Raw genomic sequence first — 22939 nt, 5'->3', positions numbered from 1 at the left:
GGTTGATAGGCCAGATCTGGAAGGCGGGTAACCGCTGGAGGTGACTGGTACTAATAGGCCGAGGGCTTGTCCTCAGTTGCTCGCGTCCACTGTGTTGGTTCTGAAACCACGAACAACCGTCGTAGCTATGCCACGGCTCCGGTTGACAGTTTCATAGTGTTTCGGTGGTCATAGCGTGAGGGAAACGCCCGGTTACATTCCGAACCCGGAAGCTAAGCCTCACAGCGCCGATGGTACTGCAGGGGGGACCCTGTGGGAGAGTAGGACGCCGCCGAACAATTTTTGAGAAAACCCCCGTACCGGGGATACCGGTACGGGGGTTTTCTGCGTTCCGAGGGCTTTTCTGTTGCGGCCGTTGGAGACTCGAATAGGAAGAAGAAAGGGGGGCGGTCTCCGTATGGAGACCGCCCCCCTTTCCTGTTTTCCGGCTACTTCAGGCGGGACGACGCGACGATCGAGACGATGTGGGCCGGCACCAGGAGCCAGACGATCGCCGTCACGGCGATCGTGGCGACGCGGGTGGCGGTCAGGTCGCCGAGAGCCAGGTCGATGACCGCGGTGACGAGCAGCAGAAGGGTGCACTCGATGCCGTTGACCAGGCGGTGCAGGCCGACGGCCGAGGCGAGCCGGCGGATGTTGGCGAGGCCGCTGGAGCGCGGGACGACGGACTGGTCGGTCGCCTTCTGCATGCCGCTGTCGGAGCGGGCGACGTGCACGAGGTCCGAGGACGACTTCAGCAGCAGGACGCCGATGGCCGCCGCGAGCCCCGCCACCAGGTAGGGGTCGAGACCGAGCTGGGCGGCACGGATGCCCATGCCGACCATGACGGCGGCGTCGGCGAGATAGGCGCCGAGGCGGTCCAGGTAGACGCCGAGCGGGCTGAACTGGCGCCGCCAGCGGGCCACTTCACCGTCCACGCAGTCGAGCAGCAGATACAGCTGCATGAACAGGACGGAGAGGACCGCCCCGCCGAGGCCCGGCAGGATCAGGGCGACTCCGGAGAGGACACCCGCGGCCACCATGATCACCGTGATCTGGTTCGGCGAGATACGGGCGTCGACGAGCCGGAGGGTCACGCGGAGGGACAGGGACCTCATGTAGAGGCGGCCGGCCCAGTGTTCGGCCCTGCTGTCCAGCTTGCCCTCGGGATGAATGACGGTGCGGAGTTCCTCGAGTTGGACCTTGGCCATGCGGTGTTTCTCCCTGACGAGCCGGTGCTGTAGCGGTTGTTGGCTGGAACTGTCGTACAAGGGAAGAGCATGACGGGGGGTGGGCCGGCGGCGTTCGGCAGGGTGGATATCCGGGTGAGCGCCGGTGCGGGCCCGTACTACCGTGACCCTCATGAACCACGTGATCCGTTCCATATGGCCCGACGAGTGGCGTCAGGTGAAGGAGCTGAGGCTGGACGCGCTCCGGGACCCCGTCGCTCACCTCGCGTTCCTGGAGACCTACGAGGACGCGTCCGCCAAGGCCGACGGCTTCTGGAAGGAGCGGGCGGCCGGGGCTGCCGTGGGCGTCGAGTCGCGGCAGCAGTTCGTCGCGGTCGGCGAGGACGGCACGTGGGGCGGGTCCGTGACCGTGCTGGTCGAGGAGGCCGGGTCGGTGGACCCGTTCGGGCAGGTCATCGAGCAGAGCCAGGGGCATCTGGTGGGGGTCTTCGTGCGGCCCGAGCACCGGGGAAGCGCGGCCGGGGTGACCCGGGCGCTCTTCGACGCCGCTCTCGTGTGGTCCTGGGGGATCGGACTGGAGCGCGTACGGCTCTTCGTCCACGAGAAGAACAGCCGGGCGGAGGCGTTCTACCGGAAGGCCGGTTTCCGTCCCACGGGGAACACCGTGCCGATGCCCGGGGACACCGGGGAGCTGGAGCTGGAGTTCGTGATCACCCGGGGCGAATGACGGAGCGATCTCCGCCGTCCGGCGGCGCGGCCTAGGATCCCCGGGAGGATCGCAGTCGTCTCGGGGGAGCACACGTGGAACTCGCCGCCGTCGGAACGAGGTTGGCCTCGGCCGCCGTGGGCTCCCTCGTGAAGAAGCTGTTCGTCGCCGAGGGATCCGGCGCCGGTCTCGTCGACCGGCCGATCCGCATCTCCGGGTACGTCTCCTTCACGGGAGAGAAGCGCTCCCTCACGGAGGCGGACGTCCGGGAACTCGCCGCGAAGCTGGTCCGGCAGGGACTGCGGAGCGGTGAACGGCCGATCGCCGCCGACGAGGAACAGGCCGTCGTCGACGCACTGGGCGCCACGCTCCACGCACTCGGCGACCTCACCCTCACCGATCTCGACGCCGTACGGCTGGGGCATCAGGAGTTCGCGCGGGAGCTGCGGCGGGCCGGTGACCGGCCCGAGCGGCATCTGAGTTCCGAGGGAACGTACTTCTACGAGCGTCTGGTCGACGCCGCCTGTCTGCACATCCTGCAGTTCTTCACGCAACGGTCGACCTTCGTCGCGCACGCTCTGGTGGAGCAGGCCCGGGGCCTCGACGAACTCATCTGCAAGGTCGACGAGTTGGTGCGGCGCAGCCCCCTGCCGGGCGGTGAGGACGCCGCCTTCGAGCGGCGGTATCTGGAGCATCTGCGCAAGAAGCACGGGAAGCTCACCATTCACGGGATCGACCTGAGCAGCTCGCCCACGCGGTGGCCGCTGGACGTGGCGTACCTGAACCTGGAGACGACCCGTCGGGTGCCGAGTCCGGCGTCCCGGGGGGAGACCGGACAGGCCTATCAGTGGGCGCTCGCCGACGGGACCGAACCCGCCGACCAGGTCCTCGCCTCCAACCGGCGGGTACTGCTGCGGGGTGAGGCCGGTTCCGGGAAGAGCACGCTCGTGCAGTGGCTGGCCGTCATGGCCGCCCGGGGGGAGTTGTCCGACCGGCTGGAGTACCTGGACGACCGGGTGCCGTTCGTCCTCCCGCTCCGTACCCTCACCCGCCACGGCGAACGGCTGCCCAACCCCCGCGACCTGCTCGCGGCGTCGGGCTGCCCGCTGGCCGGCGGGCAGCCCGACGGGTGGGAGGACCGGGTGCTCCTCGCCGGACGCGGGCTGATCCTCGTCGACGGGATCGACGAGGTCCCCGAGCCCGAGCGCGAGCGGACCCGCAGGTGGCTGCGGGATCTGATCGACACGTACGACGGGCAGAACCGCTGGCTGGTCACCTCCCGCCCCTCGGCCGTGGGCCATGACTGGCTGATCGAGGACGGGTTCGCCGAGCTGACGCTCTCCGTGCTCGGGCCGGCCGACATCGCGACGTTCATCGAGCGCTGGCACGCGGCCGCGCGGACGGGTACGGACGACGGCGGCGAGCTGGCCCGGTACGCGTCCCAACTCCGCACCGCCGTACGGACGCAGCCGGACCTCGGGAGGCTGGCCGCCAACCCCCTGATGTGCGGGCTGATCTGCGCCCTTCATCGCGACCGGCGGGGCTCCCTGCCGCACGGGCGCAAGGACCTCTACGAGGCCGCGCTGTCGATGCTGCTCAGCCGCCGCGACCGGGAGCGGGACATGGCGATCCCGGCCCTGCGGGAGGAGCCGCAACGGGAGGTGCTCCAGTTGCTCGCGTACTGGCTGATCAAGAACGGCCGTACGGAGATGGACCGTTCACGGGCCGAGACCATCGTCGCCCGGGTCCTTCCGGCGATTCCCGAGGTCGCCGAGCTGGGGGAGGCTCCGGCTGTCTTCGACCATCTCCTCCAGCGCAGCGGCCTGCTCCGTGAACCCGCTCCCGATTCCGTGGACTTCATCCACCGCACCTTCCAGGACTTCCTCGGTGCCCGGGCGGCCGTGGAGGAGGGCGACTTCGGGCTGCTGGTCGAGCACGCGGACGACGACCAGTGGGAGGACGTGATCCGGATGGCCGTCGCGCTCGCCCGCCCGCGGGAGCGCGAGACGATCTTCCGGGAGCTGTTGGCGCGAGCTGATCGGGGCGCGGACCCCAGGGTGCGGGCGCGTATCCGTCTGCTCGCGGCGGCCTGTCTCGAGCACGCCACGTCGCTGAGCCCGGCCGTGCGGGAGGCCGTGGAACGGGCCACGGCCACCCTCATCCCTCCGGGCGACGAGGAGGAGGCCCGGACTCTGGCCGAAGCCGGGCCGCTGATCCTGCGCCTGCTGCCCGGCCCCGAGGACGTGGACGACCTGGGCGCCTTCCATACGGTCATCGCGGCGTCGCGTGTCGCCTCCGACGCCGCCGTCCCCTTTCTCGCCCGGTTCGTCGACCATCCCTTCGTTGCGGTGCGAGCTCAACTCGTGTGGTCCTGGTCCCGCTTCGACAGTGAGCAGTACGCCGACGAGATCATCGCGCGACTGGATCCGGACGACCTCATGTTCACCGTGAAGAACGACGAGCAGCTCGGTCACCTCCGGCGGCTCGGGCTGCGGCCGGACGCACTGGACGTCAGGGCCGGGGTGTCCGGGGAGGCGCTGACGTCGTACCTGGCCCACCACCCTGCCCGCCGGCTGAGCCTGCCCCAGCTCGGCGTGAGCGACCTGGAGTTCCTGTGCGGCAGGGCCGGGACCGGCACCCTGGCCCGGATCACCGAACTCAGGACGACGGCCGCCTCGGTGGAAGCACTCCCGTCCGGCGCGGTGCTGGGGAGCGTCACCCACCTGTACCTCGTGTCGTGGGAGGGCGAGCGGGCGGTGCAGGCGGCGCTCGACCGACTGCCCGCGGCCTTTCCCGGACTGGTCGTCTGTCGGGTGAGCGGTGCCCTGACGGTGGACGTCGATATCGACGTCGCCCCGCTCGCCGAACTGGCCGACCTGCGTGAACTCACCATCACGGTGGAGGGGGAGCGGATCCGCGGCGCCGACGCGCTGTCGCGCTCCGTCGTCCTGACCCTCGACGGGTGACGGGCGGGCCCGGCGCCGCCCGCGGTTCAGTCCGGCAGCTCGTACGACGGCCAGCGCGAACGGAGTTGTTCGCGGGAGCGGAGGAGGGCCAGGGTCGGGAGGCCGCGGGCCGGGCCTGTGGTGAGGAGGTCCGGCAGCTGGGGGAGCGGGGCGACGGCCGCCACGTCGTCGAGGACGAGGGTGAGTGGTGGGTCGAGCCGACCGGAGGATGACCGTTCGGCCATGCGCCGGCCACGCTCGACCACGCTTGAGGCGAGGGCCGTCAGGAGCGGCATGGCGCCGGGGTTCGCCTTGGGGTCCTCGATCGGTTCACCGACCACATAGAGCGTGCCCCCTTCGTCCACGAAAGAATCCAGGGTGAGGCTGTCAGTTCGGTTCGGGGTGCAGGATTCCCGGATGTTGACCGTGCCGAGCGACGAGAGCGCCCGGGCCGTCAACTCCTGTGCGATGTCGCGGCGTTCGGGGTGCGAGGTGAGCGCGGCCTCGAGTTCGCCGGCGGCGCCGGACGCGGCCTTGGGGTTCGTCCGCAAGGCCCGTACGGCGTCCTGGACCTGTGTGCCCTGGGCCCAGCGGTGCACGTGGCGGAAGGCCTTGCCCTCGACGGCGGCGGCGTGCAGGTAGCTGCGCAGGAGCGTCTCGGCGACGTCGGCCATCGCCTGGTCGACCTTGGCGGTGGGCCGTACGGCGGCGAGGAGGGCGCTCGCGCGGGCCGCCGCCGTCTCCCTGTCCTGGCAGCCGGCCGCGGGGGACCAGTGGAGGCGGGCCGGGGTGTCGCACAGGTGCGTGGGGTCGTAGAGGAGGACGGGGCCCAGTTTGGCGCGGGCGTCCTTGGTCTCCGACCAGATCCGCGGGTCGGAGGTGACGACGAGGGCGGGACCCTCGGCGTCGCGCACGGCCTGGGCGGCGGTGGGCCGCCGGGCCTCGGCCGCGGCCAGGACCACCGCGTGGGTGTTCTCCCAGGCCTGCTTCGGCTGGGCCGGCGTCGTGGTGAGGGGTGCCGTGCCGTCGGTGGGCGCCGCCTCCCGGCCGCCCGCCCACATGGTCGCCGCCGTGGCGGCCCAGGCGCCCGCGTTCGCACCCGAGGCGGCGAACGTCTGCCCGGCCGGCTGTGCGCCTGTCTGTACGCCCGCTTGGGCGGCGCCCGTCCGCTGGCCGGACCGATCCGCCGTCCGGCCGTCCTCGGCGGCCAGGGCGGGCGTGTGGGCCGTCGCCGGCGGCTGCGCGGCCGTCGGCTGCGCCGGGCCGGGATACTGCGCGGCGACCGGGGGCTGCTGCTCCGCCCACGCCTGCTGTTCGATTCTGGCCGACGGCACCACCGGGCCGATCGCGCCCGCGGACGCCACGGCTTCGGCGCGTCGTCGGGCCCGGCCCGCGCGCCACCGGGCCACTGTCCCCATCACGAACACGGTGAGGACCAGCAGGACCATCAACTGGCCGATGAACAGGCCCCAGAAGAGCCCGTAGCCGGACAGCTGGGCGGCGGGGGTGTCGGACCAGGCGCCCGGCAGGTCGTGCGGCGCGCCGATCAGGTGCCGCATGGCCAGCGGCGTACGCGGGAAGGTGACCGCGTCCGGCCAGGCGCCGCGGGAGAACAGGCCCGCGAGGCCCGTGGCCGTCCACACCATCAGGGTCATGCCGAGGAGGAAGCCGAGCACCCCGATCAGCAGGCCGTCGGGGATGCCGCCGTCCCCCTCGCGACGGGGGCCGTGCCGGTCGTCCGGTCTCATCTCACGCCGCCTCACGCCACCGTGGACTCGGAGGAGTCGTCGAGGTCACTGAGGTGCTGCTCCATGAAGGCCGCCGCCCGTTCCTCCGCCTCCAGTTCGGCGGCGCGCATCGCGTCGTCGGAGAGGAGAAGGTCGGCCGAGGACTCGGTCATGGCCCGGTCGGTGAAGACCAGGGGGCGCTCGGTCTCGGTGATGAGGTGCTTGACCACCTGGACGTTGCCGTTGACGTCCCAGACCGCGATGCCCGGAGTGAGCGTCGGGATGATCTCGACCGCCCAGCGGGGCAGGCCGAGGACCCGTCCCGTCGCCCGGGCCTCGTCGGCCTTCTGGGCGTAGATCGTTCTGGTCGACGCCATCTTCAGGATCGCGGCGGCCTCCTTCGCCGCCGCCCCGTCGACGACGTCGGAGAGGTGGTGGACCACCGCCACGAAGGACAGGCCGAGGCGTCGTCCGAACTTCAGGAGCCGCTGGAAGAGTTGGGCCACGAAGGGGCTGTTGATGATGTGCCACGCCTCCTCCACCAGGAAGATGCGCTTCTTGCGGTCGGGCCGGATCCAGGTGTGCTCCAGCCACACGCCGACGATCGCCATCAGGATCGGCATGGCGATGGAGTTCCGGTCGATGTGCGACAGGTCGAAGACGATCAGGGGGGCGTCCAGGTCGATGCCCACCGTCGTCGGACCGTCGAACATGCCCCGCAGGTCACCGTCGACGAGCCGGTCGAGGACCAGCGCGACGTCCAGACCCCAGGCCCGTACGTCGTCTATGGCGACGTTCATCGCCTCGGCCGACTCCGGTTCGGGGTGGCGCAGCATCTCCACGATGTCGGTGAGGACGGGCTGGCGCTCGACGATCGTCTCGTTGACGTAGGCGTGCGCGACCTTCAGGGCGAAGCCCGACCGCTCGTCGAGGCCGTGACCCATGGCGACCTCGATGATGGTGCGCAGCAGTGCCAGCTGGCCCGTCGTCGTGATCGCGGGGTCGAGCGGGTTGAGCCGGATGCCCATGTCGAGGGCGGCCGTCGGGTCGAGCCGGATGGGGGTTATCCCCAGCTCCTCCGCGATGAGGTTCCACTCGCCGACGCCGTCCTCGCCCTGGGCGTCGAGGACGACGACCTGGCGGTCGCGGAAGCGCAGCTGGCGCAGGACGTACGTCTTCTCCAGGGCCGACTTGCCGTTGCCGGACTCGCCGAGGACCAGCCAGTGCGGGGCGGGCAACTGCTGCCCGTACAGCTGGAAGGGGTCGTAGATGTAGCCCTTCCCGGAGTACACCTCGCGGCCGATGATGACGCCCGAGTCACCGAGGCCGGGTGCGGCGGTCGGGAGGTAGACGGCCTGGGCCTGTCCCGTGGAGGTGCGGACGGGGAGCCGGGTCGTCTCGACCTTGCCGAAGAGGAAGGACGTGAAGGCGTCGGTAGCGATGGACAGCGGATCCCGCATCAGTGCATCAGCCCCTACCTGCGGATTCCGGTGGCGAACGGCAGTGTGTTGACGAAGGCGCGGTGGTGCTCGCGGTCGCACCACTCCAGCTTCAGGTACGACTTGCCGGCCGAGGCGCGGATGGTGCGCTTGTCGCGCGCGAGCGCCTCGGGGTTGCGCGAGGACACGGTGATGTAGCCGACGAGGTTGACACCCGCGGCGCCGCTCGCGAGGTCCTCGCCGCGCTGGTCGAGGCGGTTGTGCGAGGCGATGTCGCGGGGGTCGACGGTGCGGTTCATCTTGGCGGCGCGGCTGGCCTCGGCGTCGTCGTTCGTCTTCTCGGTCAGCATGCGCTCGATGGCGATCTCGGTGGGTTCGAGGTCCATCGTCACGGAGACCGTGCGGATGACGTCCGGGGTGTGGACGAGCAGCGGGGCGAGGAAGTTGACGCCCACGGGGGTCATCGGCCACTCCTTCACCCAGGCCGTGGAGTGGCACCAGGGCGCGCGGGTGGAGGACTCGCGGGTCTTCGCCTGGAGGTACGTCGGCTCCATGGCGTCCAGCTCGGCCGGCCAGGCGTTGCGCTTGGTCATGGCCTGGATGTGGTCGATCGGGTGGTCCGGGTCGTACATCGAGTGCACGAGGGAGGCGAGCCGCCCCTGACCGAGCGGCTGCCGTACGCGGATGTCGGCTTCCTGGAGCCGGGAGCAGATGTCGGTCAGCTCGCGCGCCATGACGACGGCGAGTCCGGCGTCCCGGTCGAGCTTGCGCCCGCCCTGCGGCCGGGCGGCGCGTGCCATGGCCTGCGCCTCGGAGGCCAGTTCGCGCGAGTAGTGCATGCACGCGACGAGGTAGGCGCGGTGCTGCTCGCTGCTGGTGGACACCATCGACTGGAGCTGGTCGTAGGACTGCTGGAGCCAGCCGGGCGCCCGCTCGTCACCGCGTACGGAGACGTCCTTGGCGTGGGCGTCCGGGTCGGCGGGGAGGGTGCGGGCGAGCATCTGGAGGCGCGTGACGAAGCCGTCGCCGTTCGCCACGTGCTTGAGCAGCGTGCCGAAGCGGTCGACGAGGGCCTCCTGGTCCTCGCTGTCGCGCAGGCCGACGCCGGGTCCCTCGATCTCGATGGCTGCCGTGACGGTGCGGCGGTCGGCGTGCAGCAGCACGGCGATCTCGTCGGGACCGAAGGGGGCGGCGAGCCAGGAGATCCGGCCGATGCCGGGCGGCGGGCCGATCTCGACCTCCTTGCCGTCGACGCGGACTCCGGCCTCCATCACCTGGCTGCGGTACGCGGTGCCCTTGCGCAGGCTCCGCTTGTAGCTGCGGTTGATCTCGAACCACTTGTAGAACGTGCGGCGCTTGTACGGGATGTACACCGCGGCCAGCGCGAGCAGCGGGAAGCCCATGAGCAGCACGATCCGCAGGGACAGGACCGGGACGAGCAGGCCGCACATCATGCCGAGGAACGCGCCCGCGATGATGAGCGCGATCTCGCCGGACTCGCGGTTGCGGCCGACGATCGCGTTCGGCCGGGCGCGGCCGATCAGATATGTACGGCGGGGCGTGACCACGTGGGACACGTGGGACTCGGTCGTCAACGCCCTTCACCTCCCGTGCTGTTGGTGCTGCTGTTGCGGGTGTTGCTCGCGTGCGGGGTGTTGACCGGGCTGCTACGCGGTGGGGGTGCGGCGGAGGGGACAGATCCGCCGCCTCCGTTCGGCGTACGACTGCTGTGCGCGGCCACACCACCGGACACGGGGTTGGCGGGACGGGGCTGGCTGCCTCCGCCTCCGCCGCCGTTGTTGTCCGCGCGGGTGCTGTGGGTCTTGATGCCCTGCGCGACCATGGTCGCCGGGGAGCTGATGACGGCGGCCGCCTTGCCCTCGGCGCCCTGCATGATGCGGTTGTTGCGGGAGCCGGCGAGTTCGTCGCCGAAGCCCGGTACGAAGCGGTAGATCATCGCGCTGGCGAAGATGGCCAGCAGGATGATGGCGAGGCCGGACACGACGGCGGAGAACGCGTCGGGGCCGCTGTCGGAGCTGAGGGCGCCGGCGAGGCCGAGCACGATCACGATGACCGGTTTCACCAGGATCACCGCGATCATGATGCCCGCCCAGCGGCGGACGTGGCCCCACAGGTTCTTGTCGACGAGGCCCGCGTAGACGACGGTGCCGAGCAGGGCGCCGACGTAGAGCAGGGCGGCCCGGATCACCAGCTCCAGCCAGAGGACTCCGGCGGCCAGGATCGAGACCAGCGAGACGACGATCAGCATGATCGGGCCGCCGCCGATGTTCTCGCCCTTGCCGAGGGCGCCGGAGAACGTCCCGAAGAACGCGTCCGTCTGGTTGCCCGTGGTCTTGGCGAGCACCTCCGTGACGCCGTCCGTCGCCGAGACGACCGTGTAGAGGATCAGCGGGGTGAACGCCGACGCCAGCACGGTCAGCCAGAGGAACCCGATCGCCTCGGACAGGGCCGTGCCGAGGGGGACACCCCGGACGGCCCGCTTGGCCACGGCCAGCAGCCACAGCAGCAGGGTCAGGATCGTGGACGCCGCGAAGACGACGGCGTACTGCTGGAGGAACTTGGGGTTCGTGAAGTCGACGTTGGCGGTGTCGTTCACGGCGGCGGAGAGTTTGTCGACGGTCCAGGAGGCGGCGTCGGCGCAGCCCTTCGCCAGGGAGGAGAGGGGGTCGAGGGTCGACCCGAGCCCCCCGGGGTCACTGGTGAGGCCGCCCTTGCCGCCGCCGCCCTTGTCGCTCTCGCAGTACTGCTTGGCGGGGCCGATCAGGAGACCGCACGGATCCTTGGACGGTGTCGGACTCGGCGTCGGGGCCGCGGAGGCGCGAGTGGCGAGCAGGACGGCCGTGCTCTGTACGGCGGTGACGACGGTGGCGAGTTTGAGCACGCCGCTTCGGCTACCGGGCATACGTGAACCCTCCGTACTCCTCGATGGCCTTGCTGATCTCGTCGGAGGTGGCGGCCTTGTCGTCGCCGGGGACCGGGGCGGGCCCGTCCTTCTGGGAGTCCGTCACGATCTTCCAGTCGCTGTTGTCCCACTGGAGCTCGAAGGTCCACGTCTTCCAGGTGGAACTGACCGGATCGGTCGACGTCTGGCCCGACATGCCGATGAGGCCCATGTACCAGACGGACACCTTGGCGCCGGCGCCGCCGTACTGCTCGGTCTTGGTGCCCACCGGGATCGTGCGCGAGACGAACGTGCTGCCCTTGGGCGGATTGCCGTCGGCATCGAGCCCCAGCTTGCCGAGGAAGTCCGCGGAGTATGCCTGGTCCATCGGGCTCTGGAGCTGGACGGCGGCGGCGGACGTGTAGATGGCGTTGACGATGTCGTGCCGTGCGGCCGTGTTGAACATGGCCGTCGACCCCAACGCCACCGCGTAGTTCGCCGCCGCGCTCTGGGCGCCCTCTCCCGTGTGGGGGAAGCCCGAGGGGATGCCGGCGGACCTGGTGTTCACGGGGTGGTCGCCGGAGGCGGACGTCGGGGACGTCTTCGCCTTGTCGCCGCCCGTGTCGCCCGCCGAGGGCGAGTCGTCGCCGCGGTTCGCGAAGGCGATCGCGGCGATCAGGAGGACGACGACGCCGACGACCGTGATCAGGCTCCGGGAGGAGGATCCGCGGCCCCGTCGCGCGCCGCCGTAGACGTCGCCCTGGCGGTCGGGGAGGCGGGTGCGGGTCTGGCCGGAGCCGCCGTACCCCCCGTCCTCGCCGCGCGAGGCGTCGCCGTACCCGGGTTCGTCTCCGAGACTCATGCCGCGTACGCCCCCTCAACCTCTCGCTGAACCACGTAGTACGACGGTAGCCGTGCTGGTTCCCGCGCGGGCGCGGTGTGGTGACTCGACATCAGGGAAACGCAACCTCAGCCGGTGGGCACGACGGACGGGTGGGTCGGAGGACGGGGTGTCCGGGCACGCCCGGCCGGGGACTGACGGTGCGCCGGCTGCGGCGCGGTCCGGCCGGGCTACACGGCCATGCCGTACACGATGGTGAAGAGCGTGCCGAGGGAACCGATGATGAAGACTCCCGTGAGCCCGGCGATGATGAGGCCCTTGCCCTGTTCGGCGCTGAAGGTGTCGCGGAGGGCGGTCGCGCCGATGCGCTGCTTGGCCGCACCCCAGATCGCGATGCCCAGGCACAGCAGGATGGCGACCGCCATCACCACCTCGACCATCACCTTGGCTTCGTTGCCCAGGCTGCCGAAGGGGCCCCAGTCCGGGGCGATCCCGCCGATGATCGTGTTGATGTCGCCCTTGTCGGCTGCGAAAAGCATGTAAGTCACCGCCCCTAGTGGGTAGTTCTGCACCCCCTGCCACTGCGCAGAGGTCGGGCCCATTCTCGCCGACAAAGACGCCTTCGTATGTCGACTTGACGTCATTGGTTGGCGGGTTTCGTACGAATCCCTTGTCACCGGCGTGCGCGGGGACCCTTTCGGGAGGCGTACGGCGGTATACGAAGAGTCGTATCGTCACTCTGTGTATCACGGCCGGTCACGCCGGGCAATGAAGTGCGAGCGAAACCTGTCGTGTGGTTCCGTCGTTGTCCCCTTCTACGGCGCTCGCGCGAACCGCTGCCGGCCGACACGGCGCCCCCGTACCGCTCATGACGGTCCGTCGCCTCCAGGCTATCCCCCCGTGCGGTCGTGGGGGTACGCGCGCATGCCGTATCGGTGTGATCATCGGTGACGGCTCGGCGCTCGGCACCTCACCTCAGGGGCGGTCCTCCGCGGGAGCCGGGGGCCGCTCGTCGTCGGCCCCCGCCACGAAGTGGTCGAACTCGCCCGCCCGGACGCCCAGCACGAACGCGTCCCACTTCCTGCGGGTGGTGGTGACGACGTTCTCCGGGTCGCCGGTCTCCCGGAGGTGGACCAGGCCGTCCGTGCCGAAGGCGAGCTCGATCCAGGGGCCGGGTCCGGTCACGCCCTTGGGCGCGGCCCGCACCCAGTCGAGGCCCGGGGGGATGTCGGTCAACGGTGGTGTTCCTCTCCGGCCAGGTGGAAGGAGGCCCCTGCCTCGCCGCGTCCGGACCCCGGGTCCGTGATCGGAGACTTCCGCGGCCACCGTATCCCCGGCCCGGGGCCCTCGTGGCGCGCGGACCACAGCTCGTCCGGGCCTGTCCGGAAGGGGCTGTCACCCGGCCGGCCGCCCTGCCGGGCCCGGGGCCGCAGGGCCCTCGGGGTCTGGACGGGCGGCACGGGAGGTCTCAGGCGATACTCGGACTCGTCCAAGGTTTTGCTCACCCGCTCGGGGCAAGGTGAGAGGCGATGAAGCGCACCCGCGTCACCCCTTTCCCCGGAGCCCGGCGGCGGCCCGCGCTGCTCGGCGCGGCGGTCGTGCTGCTGGCCGTGACGTCCTCGTCGGTGGCGGCGGCCGACGACGGGCCGGGACCGTTCGGCGTGACCGTCCAGGCCGCCGTGAACGCCCGGACGGCCCGCGTCGGCGCCCTGTTCCACGGGGACGCCGCGAGCACGGGCGCTGGCGGGCACTTCTGCACCGCCTCCGTCGTGCACAGCGCGGGGCGCGACCTCCTCCTCACCGCGGCCCACTGTCTGGACGGGGGCCGGCCGATGTCCTTCGCGCCCGGGTACCGGGACGGCGGCGCGCCGTACGGGTTCTGGGACGTCCGGCGCGTGTTCCTGCCCGACGGGTGGAAGGACGGGCAGGGCGAGGACAGCGACATAGCCTTCGCGGTCCTCGGTGAACGGGACGGCAAGAAGGCCGAGGACGCCGTCGGCGGCGCCAACGTCTTCGCCGCGCACCGCGCCACCGGGGCCACCGCCGTCACCGTGACCGGATACCCCAGCTCCGCCGACACCGCCATCACGTGCACCGACAAGCCCACCGCGCAGAGCCGCACGCAGCAGCGCATCGCGTGCCCCGACTTCCCCGGTGGGACCAGCGGCAGCCCCTGGGTGAACGGGGACGGCGCCGTCGTCGGTGTGATCGGCGGCCACGAGCAGGGCGGGAAGACCGACGACATCTCGTACAGCGCCGTGTTCGGCACCGAGGCCGCCGACCTCTACCGCGAGGCCGGACTGGCCGGTTAGGGACTGTCCGGCGGAACCTCGCCTGCCGCCTGTGCGCGATCTCCCCCGCGCACGGAGCCCGCCTCTACACTGACGTCGGCGGACTCCTGTGCGGTGAGGGGCGGTTGACGGTGCGTAAGGCGTGGATCGTGGCGACCCTTGCCATCGGCACGGGGATCAGCTTCGTGATGCTGCTCGTCGTCGGCGTCTACATGGTCGCCGGGAACCTCGCCAACGGCATCGGCGGCGGCGCCGTCGGACTCGCCAAGGGCGCCGTGCCCGCCGCGTACCAGCCCCTCGTGCAGAAGTGGGGCAATCTCTGCGGAGCGATCAATCCGGCGCTGCTGGCCGCTCAGCTGTACCAGGAGAGCGGATTCAACCCGAACGCGAAGAGTCCAGCGAAGGCCGAAGGGATAGCGCAATTCATCCCGGGAACCTGGGCCACGCACGGAGTGGACGGCGACGGCGACGGCGACCGCGACGTGTGGGACCCGAATGACGCGATTCCGTCGGCGGCCTCGTACGACTGCCAGCTCGCCTCCTATGTGAAGAACGCGCCCGGAAACGTCACCGAGAACATGCTCGCCGCCTACAACGCGGGCGCGTACGCGGTCATCAAGTACAAGGGTGTACCGCCGTACAAAGAGACCCAGAACTATGTGAAGACGATCACCACGCTGTCGAAGAGCTTCGCCGCTCCGGTGACCCGCGTGGACCCCTCGAAGCAGGCCGCGACCGCGATCACCTACGCGCAGAAGAAGCTCGGCACGCCCTACCTGTGGGGTGGCACCGGTACTGCTGACCAGGGCGGACGCTTCGACTGCTCGGGTCTCACCAAGGCCTCCTACGAGAGCGCCGGGATCACTCTGCCGCGGGTCGCCAACGACCAGTACAACGCGGGAGCGCACCCCAAGAGGTCCGAACTCCTGCCGGGGGACCTGGTGTTCTTCTCGGACGACCTCACCAACTCCCGTGCCATCCGGCACGTGGGGATCTACGTGGGCGGCGGCTACATGATCGACGCACCCCGCACGGGTGCCGTCATCCGCTTCGACCCCATCGACACCCCCGACTACTTCGGGGCCACCCGAGTGACGGAAGATGGCGCGAAAGCATTGCCCACTTCGATCTGAACCCACCCCCTGAGCTGCGGCGATGTGTCTCTCTTCGATAACGTCTGCGTGATCGTTCCGTGGAGTGCGGAACCCACCGCAGGGAACTGTGCGTTCCTATTCCACGTAGAGACCTTGTTCTACGACCACGGGGGTGGATCGAGCGGCGCGCGAGAAGGCGCGACCGTGGGAAAGACGACGAAGGGGCCGCAGCACCATGGCTGGACTCGCCGAATCCGGTTCGAACCCCGACGTCGACCTGCTGTACGACATCAATGGCCTGGCCAAGGACGCGCCGCACTGGTTCGACCGCATCATGGAGTTCGTCGGTGAGTGGGGTCTCCTGTTCGCGATGGTCCTCCTGGTCGTCGGCTGCTGGTGGACCGTCCGGCGCCGGGGCGGAACCGACGCAGCGTCCTCCGTGGCCGCACTCGTCTGGGCCCCCCTCGCGGCCGGCATCGCCGTCCTCGTGAACGTTCCGATACGGGGTTTCGTGGAGCGGCCGCGGCCCTTCGTCGACCACCAGGGCCTCGACGTCCTGATCGGCGGCAAGACCGACTTCTCCTTCGTCAGCGACCACGCGACGCTCACCATGGCGATGGGCGTCGGGCTCTTCGTCGCCCACCGCAGGATCGGCCTCGCCGGTATAGGGCTCGCGCTCCTCGAAGGGTTCTGCCGCGTCTACATGGGCGTGCACTACCCGACGGACGTCATCGGCGGATTCGCCCTCGGCACCGCGGTCGCCCTGCTGCTGTCGCCGCTCGCCATGGCCCTGCTGACCCCGGTCATGAAGGCCGTGGAGCGGTCCCCGCGCGCGGGACGGCTGATCCGCGCGCGGAACGCGGCTCCCGCCGGGCAGGAGACGCTCATCCCCGGGGCGCGCACCGAGCACTCCGAGGAGCGGGACCTCGCGGCCTGACCGTCCGATCGGGCGCCCGCACCGGTGACGGGCGGGCGCCCGCGGCCGGGGCACCCGCCACGGCCGCCGGCTACAGCGCCTGTGGGAACGAGAAGAAGCGGTCCGGGTCGTAACGGTGCTTCAGCGTCTTGAGGCGGGTCGCCGCGTCCCCGTAGTAGGCCTTGCGCCAGTCCGTCAGCGTCGCGTCGGTGTAGTTCTGGTAGGCCGCGCCCGAGGCGTGCCGGGCCATCGCGTGGTGGGCGCCGGTCAGCCAGGACTGGGCGGTGGTGCCGGACGTGCCCGCCTGCCACGACACGATGTACTGCGCGAGCATCCGGGAGCGACGGTGCACGAACGCCGTCGCGGTGGGCGACACCCGGTTGACCGCGCCGCCGAGCGCCGTGAGCGCGATGCTGCCCGCCCCGCCGCGGACCGCGGAGATCTGGCTCAGCAGCGTCTGGATGCCGGCCGCGGAGATCGACCGGTCGAAGAAGTCCGAACGGGCCGCGTACGTCTCGCGTCCGAGGGCGCCCTGCGCGACGCGGCCCGGCGTCGAGCCCGGCAGATGGCACTGGGCGTCCGCCGAGAAGGACGAGCAGCCCGCGTACACCTCCATCGACTCCTCGTACGAACGCCGCTTGAGGGAGACGCTCCGCGCGGGGGAGCCGATGCGGTCGGCCAGCTTGTCTACGGCGTTCTGGAGCTCGCCGTAGGTGCCGAGGGAGAAGGCGGCGACCGAGACGGTCGGGCTGCCGCCGGACGCGCTCGCGAGATGGCACGACGACCAGATCTCGTCCGGCTGGTCCGGGCCCCACTCCTGCCAGGCCTTCACCACGGCGGCGGCCTTCGCCCACGGCCAGGTCATGTACGCGGAGACGCCCTGCGGCGCCGGGTGGGTCTTGAAGCGCAGCTCGGTGACGACGCCGAAGTTGCCGTTGCCCGCGCCGCGCAGCGCCCAGAACAGGTCCTTGTTCGTGGAGGAGTCGGCGGTCAGCTGCTTGCCGTCGGCGGTGATCAGCGTCGCCCGCGTGAGGCTGTCGCAGGTCAGTCCGTACGCCCGTGACACCACGCCGTGGCCGCCGCCCAGCGTCAGACCGGAGACGCCCACGGTGGGGCAGGAACCCGCGGGGATGGTGACGCCCTTCGCGGCCAGCGTCCGGTAGACGTCGATCAGCTTCGAGCCGGCGCCGACGACGGCCTCGTTCGCCGAGGCGCGGATCTTGTTCAGCTTGGAGACGTCGATGATCAGGCGGCCGTCTCCCGAGGACCAACCGGCGTACGAGTGGCCGCCGTTGCGTATCGACACCTTGACGCCGTGGGCACGGGCGTAGTCCATCGTCGTGCGTATGTCGTCGGCGTGCGCGACATAGGCGACGGCGGCGGGCTTCAGGCCGTCGAAGCGCGTGTTGTACAGCTGGTGCGCTGCCGACCAGCTGCGGTCGCCCGGGCGCACGAGGGCGCCGTCCAGGGCGTGGGAGAGGGCTGTCCAGTTGGCGGCCGCGCGGCTGCCCGCGGCCGCCGAGCGTATGCCTGAGGCGTCCGCCGCGGTGCTCCCCGCCGTGCCGGAGGCACCCGAAGCACCGCCGCTGTCCGTGCCGTTGCACGCGGACGTCGCCGCCGCCGCGAGGACGGCCGTGGTACCGCCGATGAACGTACGCCGTTGCATGTGCGCCTCCCCTGGGTTCCGTGGAACGAGACGGGCCCCCGGGCCCGCAGGTTCCACGTCCGAACGTCGCGAAACCGCTACAGCTCCCGCATCCCAGCACGCGCGCACCGCCACGGGAACGGCGGGGTGGCCGCGAAAGGGGAGGGAAAGGTACGAAAAGGAGAGGGAGGCGGGGCAGGGGAGGACGAGCGTTCCTCAGGGGGTGTCGCCCGTCGCGTGGGCCGCGCCGTCCGCGCGGGCCTGGCTTCTCGCGCGGCGGGCCGGGCCCCGCCAGCCGCAGGTGCAGCGGGCCAGACAGAAGGGACCTTGCTCGACGGTGGTCGCGCGGTGCTCTGATACCGGGTCGGTGATGTCCTGCTGCTCCACACCGACAACGTTACCCAAGGCAAGTGAACGGACTCCTGCCGCGTGACGGCCGCCCGCACCCGTCGTTAAGCGGGACGACAGGGAGGCCCGGGACGGACCGGCTGGGGGTCGGCGGACGATGGTGGCGCAGCAGGAGGGACGGGCGACCGCGATGGCGCTCGTCATGGCGGGACTCATGGTCTGCGGCACCGGGTGCTCGGGCGGCGGGGCCGCCGCCGAGGACGTCGGCTCCGGGGCCGACACCGTCGGGACGCTGCGCCAGGCGGCCGGCGCGCTGGAGCGAGCGGGCAGCGCCAAGGCCACCACGTCCATGGAGATGGCGACCGGCGGTACCCGGGTCACCATCCGCGGGCAGGGTGTCTACGACTTCCGCAAGCAGACCGGGCGGCTGAAGGTGCTGCTGCCGCAGGACCCCGCCGGGGCCGACGAGCACCGGCCGATCACCGAGCTGCTCGCCCCGGGTGCGCTGTTCATGAAGAACCGGGGCGCCGGTGTGCCCGCCGACAAGTGGGTCCGGGTCGACACCGCCGGTCTCTCGGACGGGAACCTGGTCACCGGCGGAGCCACCGACCCGTACGCCGCGGCCGAGCTGCTGCGCGGCGCGCGCACGGCGACGTACGTGGGGCGGACCGAGGTGGCCGGCACCTCGGTGCGGCACTACCGCGGGACCGCCGACCTCCTGGTGGCCGCGCGGGGCGCCTCGACCGGGCAGCGGCCCGCGCTCAACGCGGCGGCGAAAGGGTTCGCCACCACCGCGGTGCCGTTCGACGCCTACCTCGACGACCAGGGGCGGCTGCGCAAGGTCCGGCACCGGTTCAGCTTCGTCAACGACCAGAAGAAGGGCACCGTCGACGTCGCCTCGACGACCCTGCTGTACGCCTTCGGCGCCGCCGCGGACGTACGGCTGCCGGATTCCGCGGACATCTACGCCGGGAAGATCGCGGAGTAGTGGGTTCCGGTGGAATGGGCAAGAGCATCCGGAGCCGTAGCTTCACCGGAGGGCCGGAAATGGCCCTTCCGTGCCATGCGCGGTGTGTAGGCCGCTCCCTACTCTAGGAAGCCGGTGACGGCAGGAAGAGGTGACGCACGTGGCTCCGGTCGGCGGTACGGCAGTTCAGGACCACGTGGCCCTCGCCGAGATCGAGTTGTGCGGTGACCTGATCATCGCGGCCTCGGCCGCCGACGAGGACCGGCTGAGCCTGGAGAGCATCGACGAGGTGCTGAAAGTGGCCGAAGAACGCGCCCGTCCGCGCGGCGCGGGGGACTAGCGCCCGGCTCTGAGGGCGGGGTGCCGCGGAGCGGGCGTCCTGATCCGTCCCGTCGCCCGGCGTTCCGGTCCCGGCGTCCCCGACTTGTTGCACGGCGTTCCGGACGCGGCGTCCCGGTGTCGCGTCGACTCTGTGTCCCGGTCCGGGTCCGGAACGTCACAAGAGTCGGGGATGTCACATACGTCCCCCGCGTCGCGTGCGTCACATCTCTCAGGTGCGGAGCAGGCGGCCGATCGCCTTCGTCGCTTCCTCGACCTTGGCGTCGATCTCGTCGCCGCCCTTGAGAGCCGCGTCCGCGACGCAGTGCCGCAGGTGCTCCTCCAGGAGCTGGAGGGCGAAGGACTGCAGGGCCTTCGTCGAGGCCGAGACCTGGGTGAGTATGTCGATGCAGTAGACGTCCTCGTCGACCATCCGCTGGAGCCCGCGGATCTGGCCCTCGATCCGGCGCAGCCGCTTCAGGTGCTCGTCTTTCTGCTGGTGGTAGCCGTGGACGCCGCGGTCGTGATCGGTCACGACCTCGTGTCCGTCGCCGGAGGGCGCGGTCGCGCCGGCCTCGGTGGTCGTCATCGCGTCCTCCTGTTGATCCGCTCGGCGGTTTTGTCAGGGGCCTGCCCGGGGACTGTCCCGGATGCCGGTCGTGATCCGGCCGGGGAACCTGGCCGAATCTCGTCTGTTAAGCCCTGTACGTATACCCCTAGTGGGTATATGGTATCGAACTTTGCCGGGTATAGGGCCCTTGCCAGAAGCCGGTACCGGACCCTGTGCTGATCACACTGCCCGATGGGCGACACTGGGGGACGGCCCATTAGCCGTGGCCGGATGATGCGCCTAGCATCAGCCTGACCGAACCGAAGCACCCCGAGGACCCCAACGTGCGCTTTCGTCTGACCCCCAGGGAGACGAGCTTCTACGACATGTTCTCCGCATCCGCGGACAACATCGTCACGGGCTCGAAACTCCTGATGGAACTGCTCGGAGCGGACACCTCCGCCCGGGCCGAGATCGCAGAGCGTATGCGGGCCGCCGAACACGCCGGTGACGATGCGACACACGCGATCTTCCACCAGCTGAACTCCTCGTTCATCACGCCGTTCGACCGCGAGGACATCTACAACCTGGCCTCCTGCCTCGACGACATCATGGACTTCATGGAGGAGGCCGTCGACCTGGTCGTCCTGTACCAGGTCGAGGAGCTGCCCAAGGGTGTCGAGCAGCAGATCGAGGTGCTGGCGAGGGCCGCGGAACTGACCGCGGAGGCCATGCCGAACCTGCGGACCATGGACAACCTCACCGAGTACTGGATCGAGGTCAACCGTCTGGAGAACCAGGCCGACCAGATCCACCGCAAGCTGCTGGCCCACCTCTTCAACGGCAAGTACGACGCCATCGAGGTGCTGAAGCTCAAGCAGATCGTGGACGTGCTGGAGGAAGCGGCCGACGCGTTCGAGCACGTGGCGAACACGGTGGAGACCATCGCCGTCAAGGAGTCCTGACCCGTTCATGGACACCTTCGCTTTGATCGTGACCATCGGGGTCGCGCTCGGATTCACGTACACGAACGGTTTTCACGACTCGGCGAACGCCATCGCCACGTCCGTGTCCACGCGTGCCCTGACGCCACGGGCCGCGCTCGCCATGGCCGCGGTGATGAACCTCGCCGGTGCGTTCCTCGGCAGCGGGGTCGCCAAGACCGTCAGTGAGGGGCTGATCGAGACGCCCCAGGGGTCGAAGGGGATGGGCATCCTCTTCGCCGCGCTCATCGGCGCGATCACCTGGAACCTGGTCACCTGGTACTTCGGTCTGCCCTCGTCGTCCTCGCACGCCCTGTTCGGCGGCATGGTCGGCGCGGCGCTGGCCGGCGGTACGACGGTCTACTGGGACGGCGTGCTCGACAAGATCATCATTCCGATGTTCCTCTCGCCGGTGGTCGGCCTGCTCGTCGGCTATCTGGTGATGGCCGCGATCATGTGGCTGTTCCGGCGCTCCAACCCGCACAAGGCCAAGCGCGGCTTCCGTATCGCGCAGACCGTCTCGGCGGCCGGCATGGCCCTCGGGCACGGTCTTCAGGACGCCCAGAAGACGATGGGTATCGTCGTGATGGCCCTGGTCATCGCCGATGTGCAGGGTCCCGGCGACCCGATCCCGGTCTGGGTGAAGCTCGTCTGCGCGATGATGCTGTCGCTGGGGACGTACGCGGGTGGCTGGCGCATCATGCGGACGCTCGGGCGGAAGATCATCGAGCTCGATCCGCCGCAGGGGTTCGCCGCGGAGACGACCGGTGCGTCGATCATGTTCGCCACGGCCTACATCTTCAAGGCGCCGATCTCCACGACGCATGTCATCACGTCCGCGATCATGGGTGTGGGGGCCACGAAGCGGGTGAAGGCCGTGCGGTGGGGTGTCGCCAAGAACATCGTCCTCGGCTGGTTCATCACCATGCCGGCGGCCGCGCTCGTGGCCGCTGTGAGCTTCTGGATCGTGAACGTCGCGGTTCTCTAGCGGGGCCGCTCGTTCCCGTTCCTCTGTTCCAGGGTCCAGGGTCCGGTCGTCCGGGGGTTTCCTCCGGGGGCCGGGCCTTTTGGTTTCGCCCCCTCCGCCCCTTCCCTTCCCGTCCCCGGGGGCTGCGCCCCCGGACCCCCCTTCGGCATGGACGGCCTCGTCCTCAACGCCGGACGGGCTGAAGTTCCCCTGAAGCCCCCGGCCCGCCGGAGACTGAAGGACGCAAACGAGTGGGCCCGCCCCCGGGTGTCGGGGGCGGGCCCTTTTCGTCCTCGCGGTGGCACCGCCATGCAGCACCGCGAGGGGTTCGAGGAGGAGATCCGGTCTAGCCGAAGCGACCGGAGATGTAGTCCTCCGTGGCCTGGACGGACGGGTTGGAGAAGATCCGCTCCGTGTCGTCTATCTCGATGAGGCGGCCGGGCTGGCCCACCGCGGACAGGTTGAAGAACGCCGTGCGGTCGGAGACGCGGGCGGCCTGCTGCATGTTGTGCGTCACGATGACGATCGTGAAGCGCTCCTTCAGCTCACCGATCAGGTCCTCGATGGCGAGGGTGGAGATCGGGTCCAGGGCCGAGCAGGGCTCGTCCATGAGGAGGACCTGCGGCTCCACCGCGATCGCCCGCGCGATGCACAGTCGCTGCTGCTGACCGCCGGACAGACCGGAGCCGGGCTTGTTCAGCCGGTCCTTGACCTCGTTCCAGAGGTTCGCGCCCTTGAGGGACTTCTCGACGACGTCGCTCAGCTCGGACTTCTTGTAGGAGCCGTTGAGCTTCAGGCCCGCCGCCACGTTGTCGAAGATCGACATCGTGGGGAAGGGGTTGGGGCGCTGGAACACCATGCCGATGGTGCGGCGCACGGCGACCGGGTCGATCGAGCTGCCGTACAGGTCCTCGTCGTCGAGGAGGACCTTGCCCTCGACGCGGCCACCGGGGGTGACCTCGTGCATGCGGTTCAGGGTGCGCAGGAAGGTCGACTTGCCGCAGCCGGAGGGGCCGATGAAGGCCGTCACCGAGCGGGGCTCGACCGTCATGGAGATGTCTTCGATCGCCTTGTGGGCGCTGTAGTAGGCGGTCAGACCGCTTACGTCGATTCGCTTGGCCATGTCAGTTC

Annotated in this window: 21 protein-coding genes and 1 rRNA gene; 10 read left to right on the top strand and 12 right to left on the bottom strand. The window is 70.2% G+C overall.

Features of this window, described 5'->3' with window-relative positions; all coding sequences use genetic code 11:
- The first annotated feature begins 160 nt into the window (after nucleotides 1–160).
- Nucleotides 161–277: ribosomal RNA gene (gene rrf / locus AB0C62_RS28505) — 5S ribosomal RNA — on the top strand.
- A 151-nt stretch (nucleotides 278–428) separates the two neighbouring features.
- Here rrf and AB0C62_RS28500 read toward each other — a convergent pair.
- A complete protein-coding gene (locus AB0C62_RS28500) occupies nucleotides 429–1190 on the bottom strand; it encodes a CDP-alcohol phosphatidyltransferase family protein (protein WP_362977882.1) in 762 nt (253 codons plus the stop codon).
- A gap of 151 nt (nucleotides 1191–1341) precedes the next feature.
- On the opposite strand from AB0C62_RS28500, the gene AB0C62_RS28495 reads away from it, so the two are divergent.
- Both AB0C62_RS28495 and AB0C62_RS28490 read left to right on the top strand, forming a co-directional pair.
- The gene (locus tag AB0C62_RS28495; protein ID WP_362977880.1) at nucleotides 1342–1896 is read left to right on the top strand and encodes a GNAT family N-acetyltransferase; all 555 of its coding nucleotides are present in this window, start codon (nucleotides 1342–1344) and stop codon (nucleotides 1894–1896) included.
- A gap of 74 nt (nucleotides 1897–1970) precedes the next feature.
- Nucleotides 1971–4841: an NACHT domain-containing protein gene (locus AB0C62_RS28490; RefSeq protein ID WP_362977878.1), complete on the top strand. Its 2871-nt coding sequence runs from the start codon at nucleotides 1971–1973 to the stop codon at nucleotides 4839–4841.
- Nucleotides 4842–4867: 26 nt separating this feature from the next.
- Here AB0C62_RS28490 and AB0C62_RS28485 read toward each other — a convergent pair whose 3' ends face one another.
- The 7 genes from AB0C62_RS28485 to AB0C62_RS28455 form a co-directional block, all read right to left on the bottom strand.
- Nucleotides 4868–6568: a type VI secretion protein gene (locus AB0C62_RS28485; protein ID WP_362977876.1), complete on the bottom strand. Its 1701-nt coding sequence runs from the start codon at nucleotides 6566–6568 to the stop codon at nucleotides 4868–4870.
- A gap of 11 nt (nucleotides 6569–6579) precedes the next feature.
- Nucleotides 6580–8007 (bottom strand): ATP-binding protein, encoded by a 1428-nt coding sequence (locus AB0C62_RS28480; RefSeq protein ID WP_362977874.1) that lies wholly within the window; start codon nucleotides 8005–8007, stop codon nucleotides 6580–6582.
- A 14-nt stretch (nucleotides 8008–8021) separates the two neighbouring features.
- On the bottom strand, nucleotides 8022–9581 hold the full coding sequence (locus tag AB0C62_RS28475) for an SCO6880 family protein (RefSeq protein ID WP_362977872.1): 1560 nt from the start codon (nucleotides 9579–9581) through the stop codon (nucleotides 8022–8024).
- The gene (locus AB0C62_RS28470; protein ID WP_362977870.1) at nucleotides 9578–10909 is read right to left on the bottom strand and encodes a hypothetical protein; all 1332 of its coding nucleotides are present in this window, start codon (nucleotides 10907–10909) and stop codon (nucleotides 9578–9580) included. The genes AB0C62_RS28475 and AB0C62_RS28470 overlap by 4 nt, the downstream gene beginning before the upstream one ends.
- Nucleotides 10899–11750 carry a hypothetical protein gene (locus AB0C62_RS28465; RefSeq protein ID WP_362977868.1) on the bottom strand — a complete coding sequence of 284 codons (852 nt, stop codon included), beginning with the start codon at nucleotides 11748–11750 and terminating at the stop codon, nucleotides 10899–10901. Before AB0C62_RS28465 ends, AB0C62_RS28470 begins: the two co-directional genes overlap by 11 nt.
- A 209-nt stretch (nucleotides 11751–11959) precedes the next feature.
- Nucleotides 11960–12268, bottom strand: coding sequence for a hypothetical protein (locus AB0C62_RS28460; protein ID WP_037622434.1), 309 nt, complete (start codon nucleotides 12266–12268; stop codon nucleotides 11960–11962).
- Nucleotides 12269–12704: 436 nt separating this feature from the next.
- Nucleotides 12705–12965: a DUF397 domain-containing protein gene (locus AB0C62_RS28455; RefSeq protein ID WP_362977866.1), complete on the bottom strand. Its 261-nt coding sequence runs from the start codon at nucleotides 12963–12965 to the stop codon at nucleotides 12705–12707.
- Between the two features lie 293 nt (nucleotides 12966–13258).
- Here AB0C62_RS28455 and AB0C62_RS28450 point away from each other — a divergent pair, with 293 nt between their 5' ends.
- From AB0C62_RS28450 to AB0C62_RS28440, 3 genes are all read left to right on the top strand, one after another.
- Entirely contained in the window at nucleotides 13259–14041 is a 783-nt protein-coding gene (locus AB0C62_RS28450; protein ID WP_362977864.1) for a trypsin-like serine protease, read from the top strand.
- A gap of 104 nt (nucleotides 14042–14145) precedes the next feature.
- On the top strand, nucleotides 14146–15153 hold the full coding sequence (locus AB0C62_RS28445; RefSeq protein WP_362977862.1) for a bifunctional lytic transglycosylase/C40 family peptidase: 1008 nt from the start codon (nucleotides 14146–14148) through the stop codon (nucleotides 15151–15153).
- Nucleotides 15154–15349: 196 nt separating this feature from the next.
- Nucleotides 15350–16051, top strand: a complete 702-nt coding sequence (locus AB0C62_RS28440; RefSeq protein WP_362977860.1) for a phosphatase PAP2 family protein — start codon at nucleotides 15350–15352, stop codon at nucleotides 16049–16051.
- Between the two features lie 70 nt (nucleotides 16052–16121).
- On the opposite strand, the gene AB0C62_RS28435 is transcribed toward AB0C62_RS28440, so the two are convergent.
- The gene (locus AB0C62_RS28435) at nucleotides 16122–17696 is read right to left on the bottom strand and encodes an FAD-binding oxidoreductase (RefSeq protein WP_362977858.1); all 1575 of its coding nucleotides are present in this window, start codon (nucleotides 17694–17696) and stop codon (nucleotides 16122–16124) included.
- A gap of 195 nt (nucleotides 17697–17891) precedes the next feature.
- Nucleotides 17892–18062 (bottom strand): hypothetical protein, encoded by a 171-nt coding sequence (locus tag AB0C62_RS28430; RefSeq protein WP_179165265.1) that lies wholly within the window; start codon nucleotides 18060–18062, stop codon nucleotides 17892–17894.
- Nucleotides 18063–18180: 118 nt separating this feature from the next.
- Between AB0C62_RS28430 and AB0C62_RS28425 the strand changes: the two genes are divergently transcribed.
- Together AB0C62_RS28425 and AB0C62_RS28420 are read left to right on the top strand one after the other, a co-directional pair.
- A complete protein-coding gene (locus AB0C62_RS28425) occupies nucleotides 18181–19011 on the top strand; it encodes a hypothetical protein (protein ID WP_362977856.1) in 831 nt (276 codons plus the stop codon).
- 130 nt (nucleotides 19012–19141) lie between these two features.
- Nucleotides 19142–19330, top strand: coding sequence for a hypothetical protein (locus tag AB0C62_RS28420; protein WP_362977854.1), 189 nt, complete (start codon nucleotides 19142–19144; stop codon nucleotides 19328–19330).
- A gap of 210 nt (nucleotides 19331–19540) precedes the next feature.
- Here AB0C62_RS28420 and AB0C62_RS28415 read toward each other — a convergent pair whose 3' ends face one another.
- Nucleotides 19541–19897 (bottom strand): metal-sensitive transcriptional regulator, encoded by a 357-nt coding sequence (locus AB0C62_RS28415; RefSeq protein ID WP_356167481.1) that lies wholly within the window; start codon nucleotides 19895–19897, stop codon nucleotides 19541–19543.
- Between the two features lie 305 nt (nucleotides 19898–20202).
- Here AB0C62_RS28415 and AB0C62_RS28410 point away from each other — a divergent pair, with 305 nt between their 5' ends.
- Together AB0C62_RS28410 and AB0C62_RS28405 are read left to right on the top strand one after the other, a co-directional pair.
- Nucleotides 20203–20823 carry a DUF47 family protein gene (locus AB0C62_RS28410; protein ID WP_081218155.1) on the top strand — a complete coding sequence of 207 codons (621 nt, stop codon included), beginning with the start codon at nucleotides 20203–20205 and terminating at the stop codon, nucleotides 20821–20823.
- A 7-nt stretch (nucleotides 20824–20830) separates the two neighbouring features.
- The gene (locus AB0C62_RS28405; RefSeq protein WP_362977852.1) at nucleotides 20831–21829 is read left to right on the top strand and encodes an inorganic phosphate transporter; all 999 of its coding nucleotides are present in this window, start codon (nucleotides 20831–20833) and stop codon (nucleotides 21827–21829) included.
- A gap of 325 nt (nucleotides 21830–22154) precedes the next feature.
- Here the strand turns inward: AB0C62_RS28405 and pstB are convergent, their stop codons facing one another.
- Nucleotides 22155–22931 (bottom strand): phosphate ABC transporter ATP-binding protein PstB, encoded by a 777-nt coding sequence (gene pstB / locus AB0C62_RS28400; protein ID WP_164374170.1) that lies wholly within the window; start codon nucleotides 22929–22931, stop codon nucleotides 22155–22157.
- Nucleotides 22932–22939: the final 8 nt, after the last annotated feature.

The organism is Streptomyces sp. NPDC048643 (genome assembly GCF_040650615.1).
Classification (GTDB): Bacteria; Actinomycetota; Actinomycetes; order Streptomycetales; family Streptomycetaceae; genus Streptomyces.
This window is presented reverse-complemented; position numbering and strand designations above follow the sequence as displayed.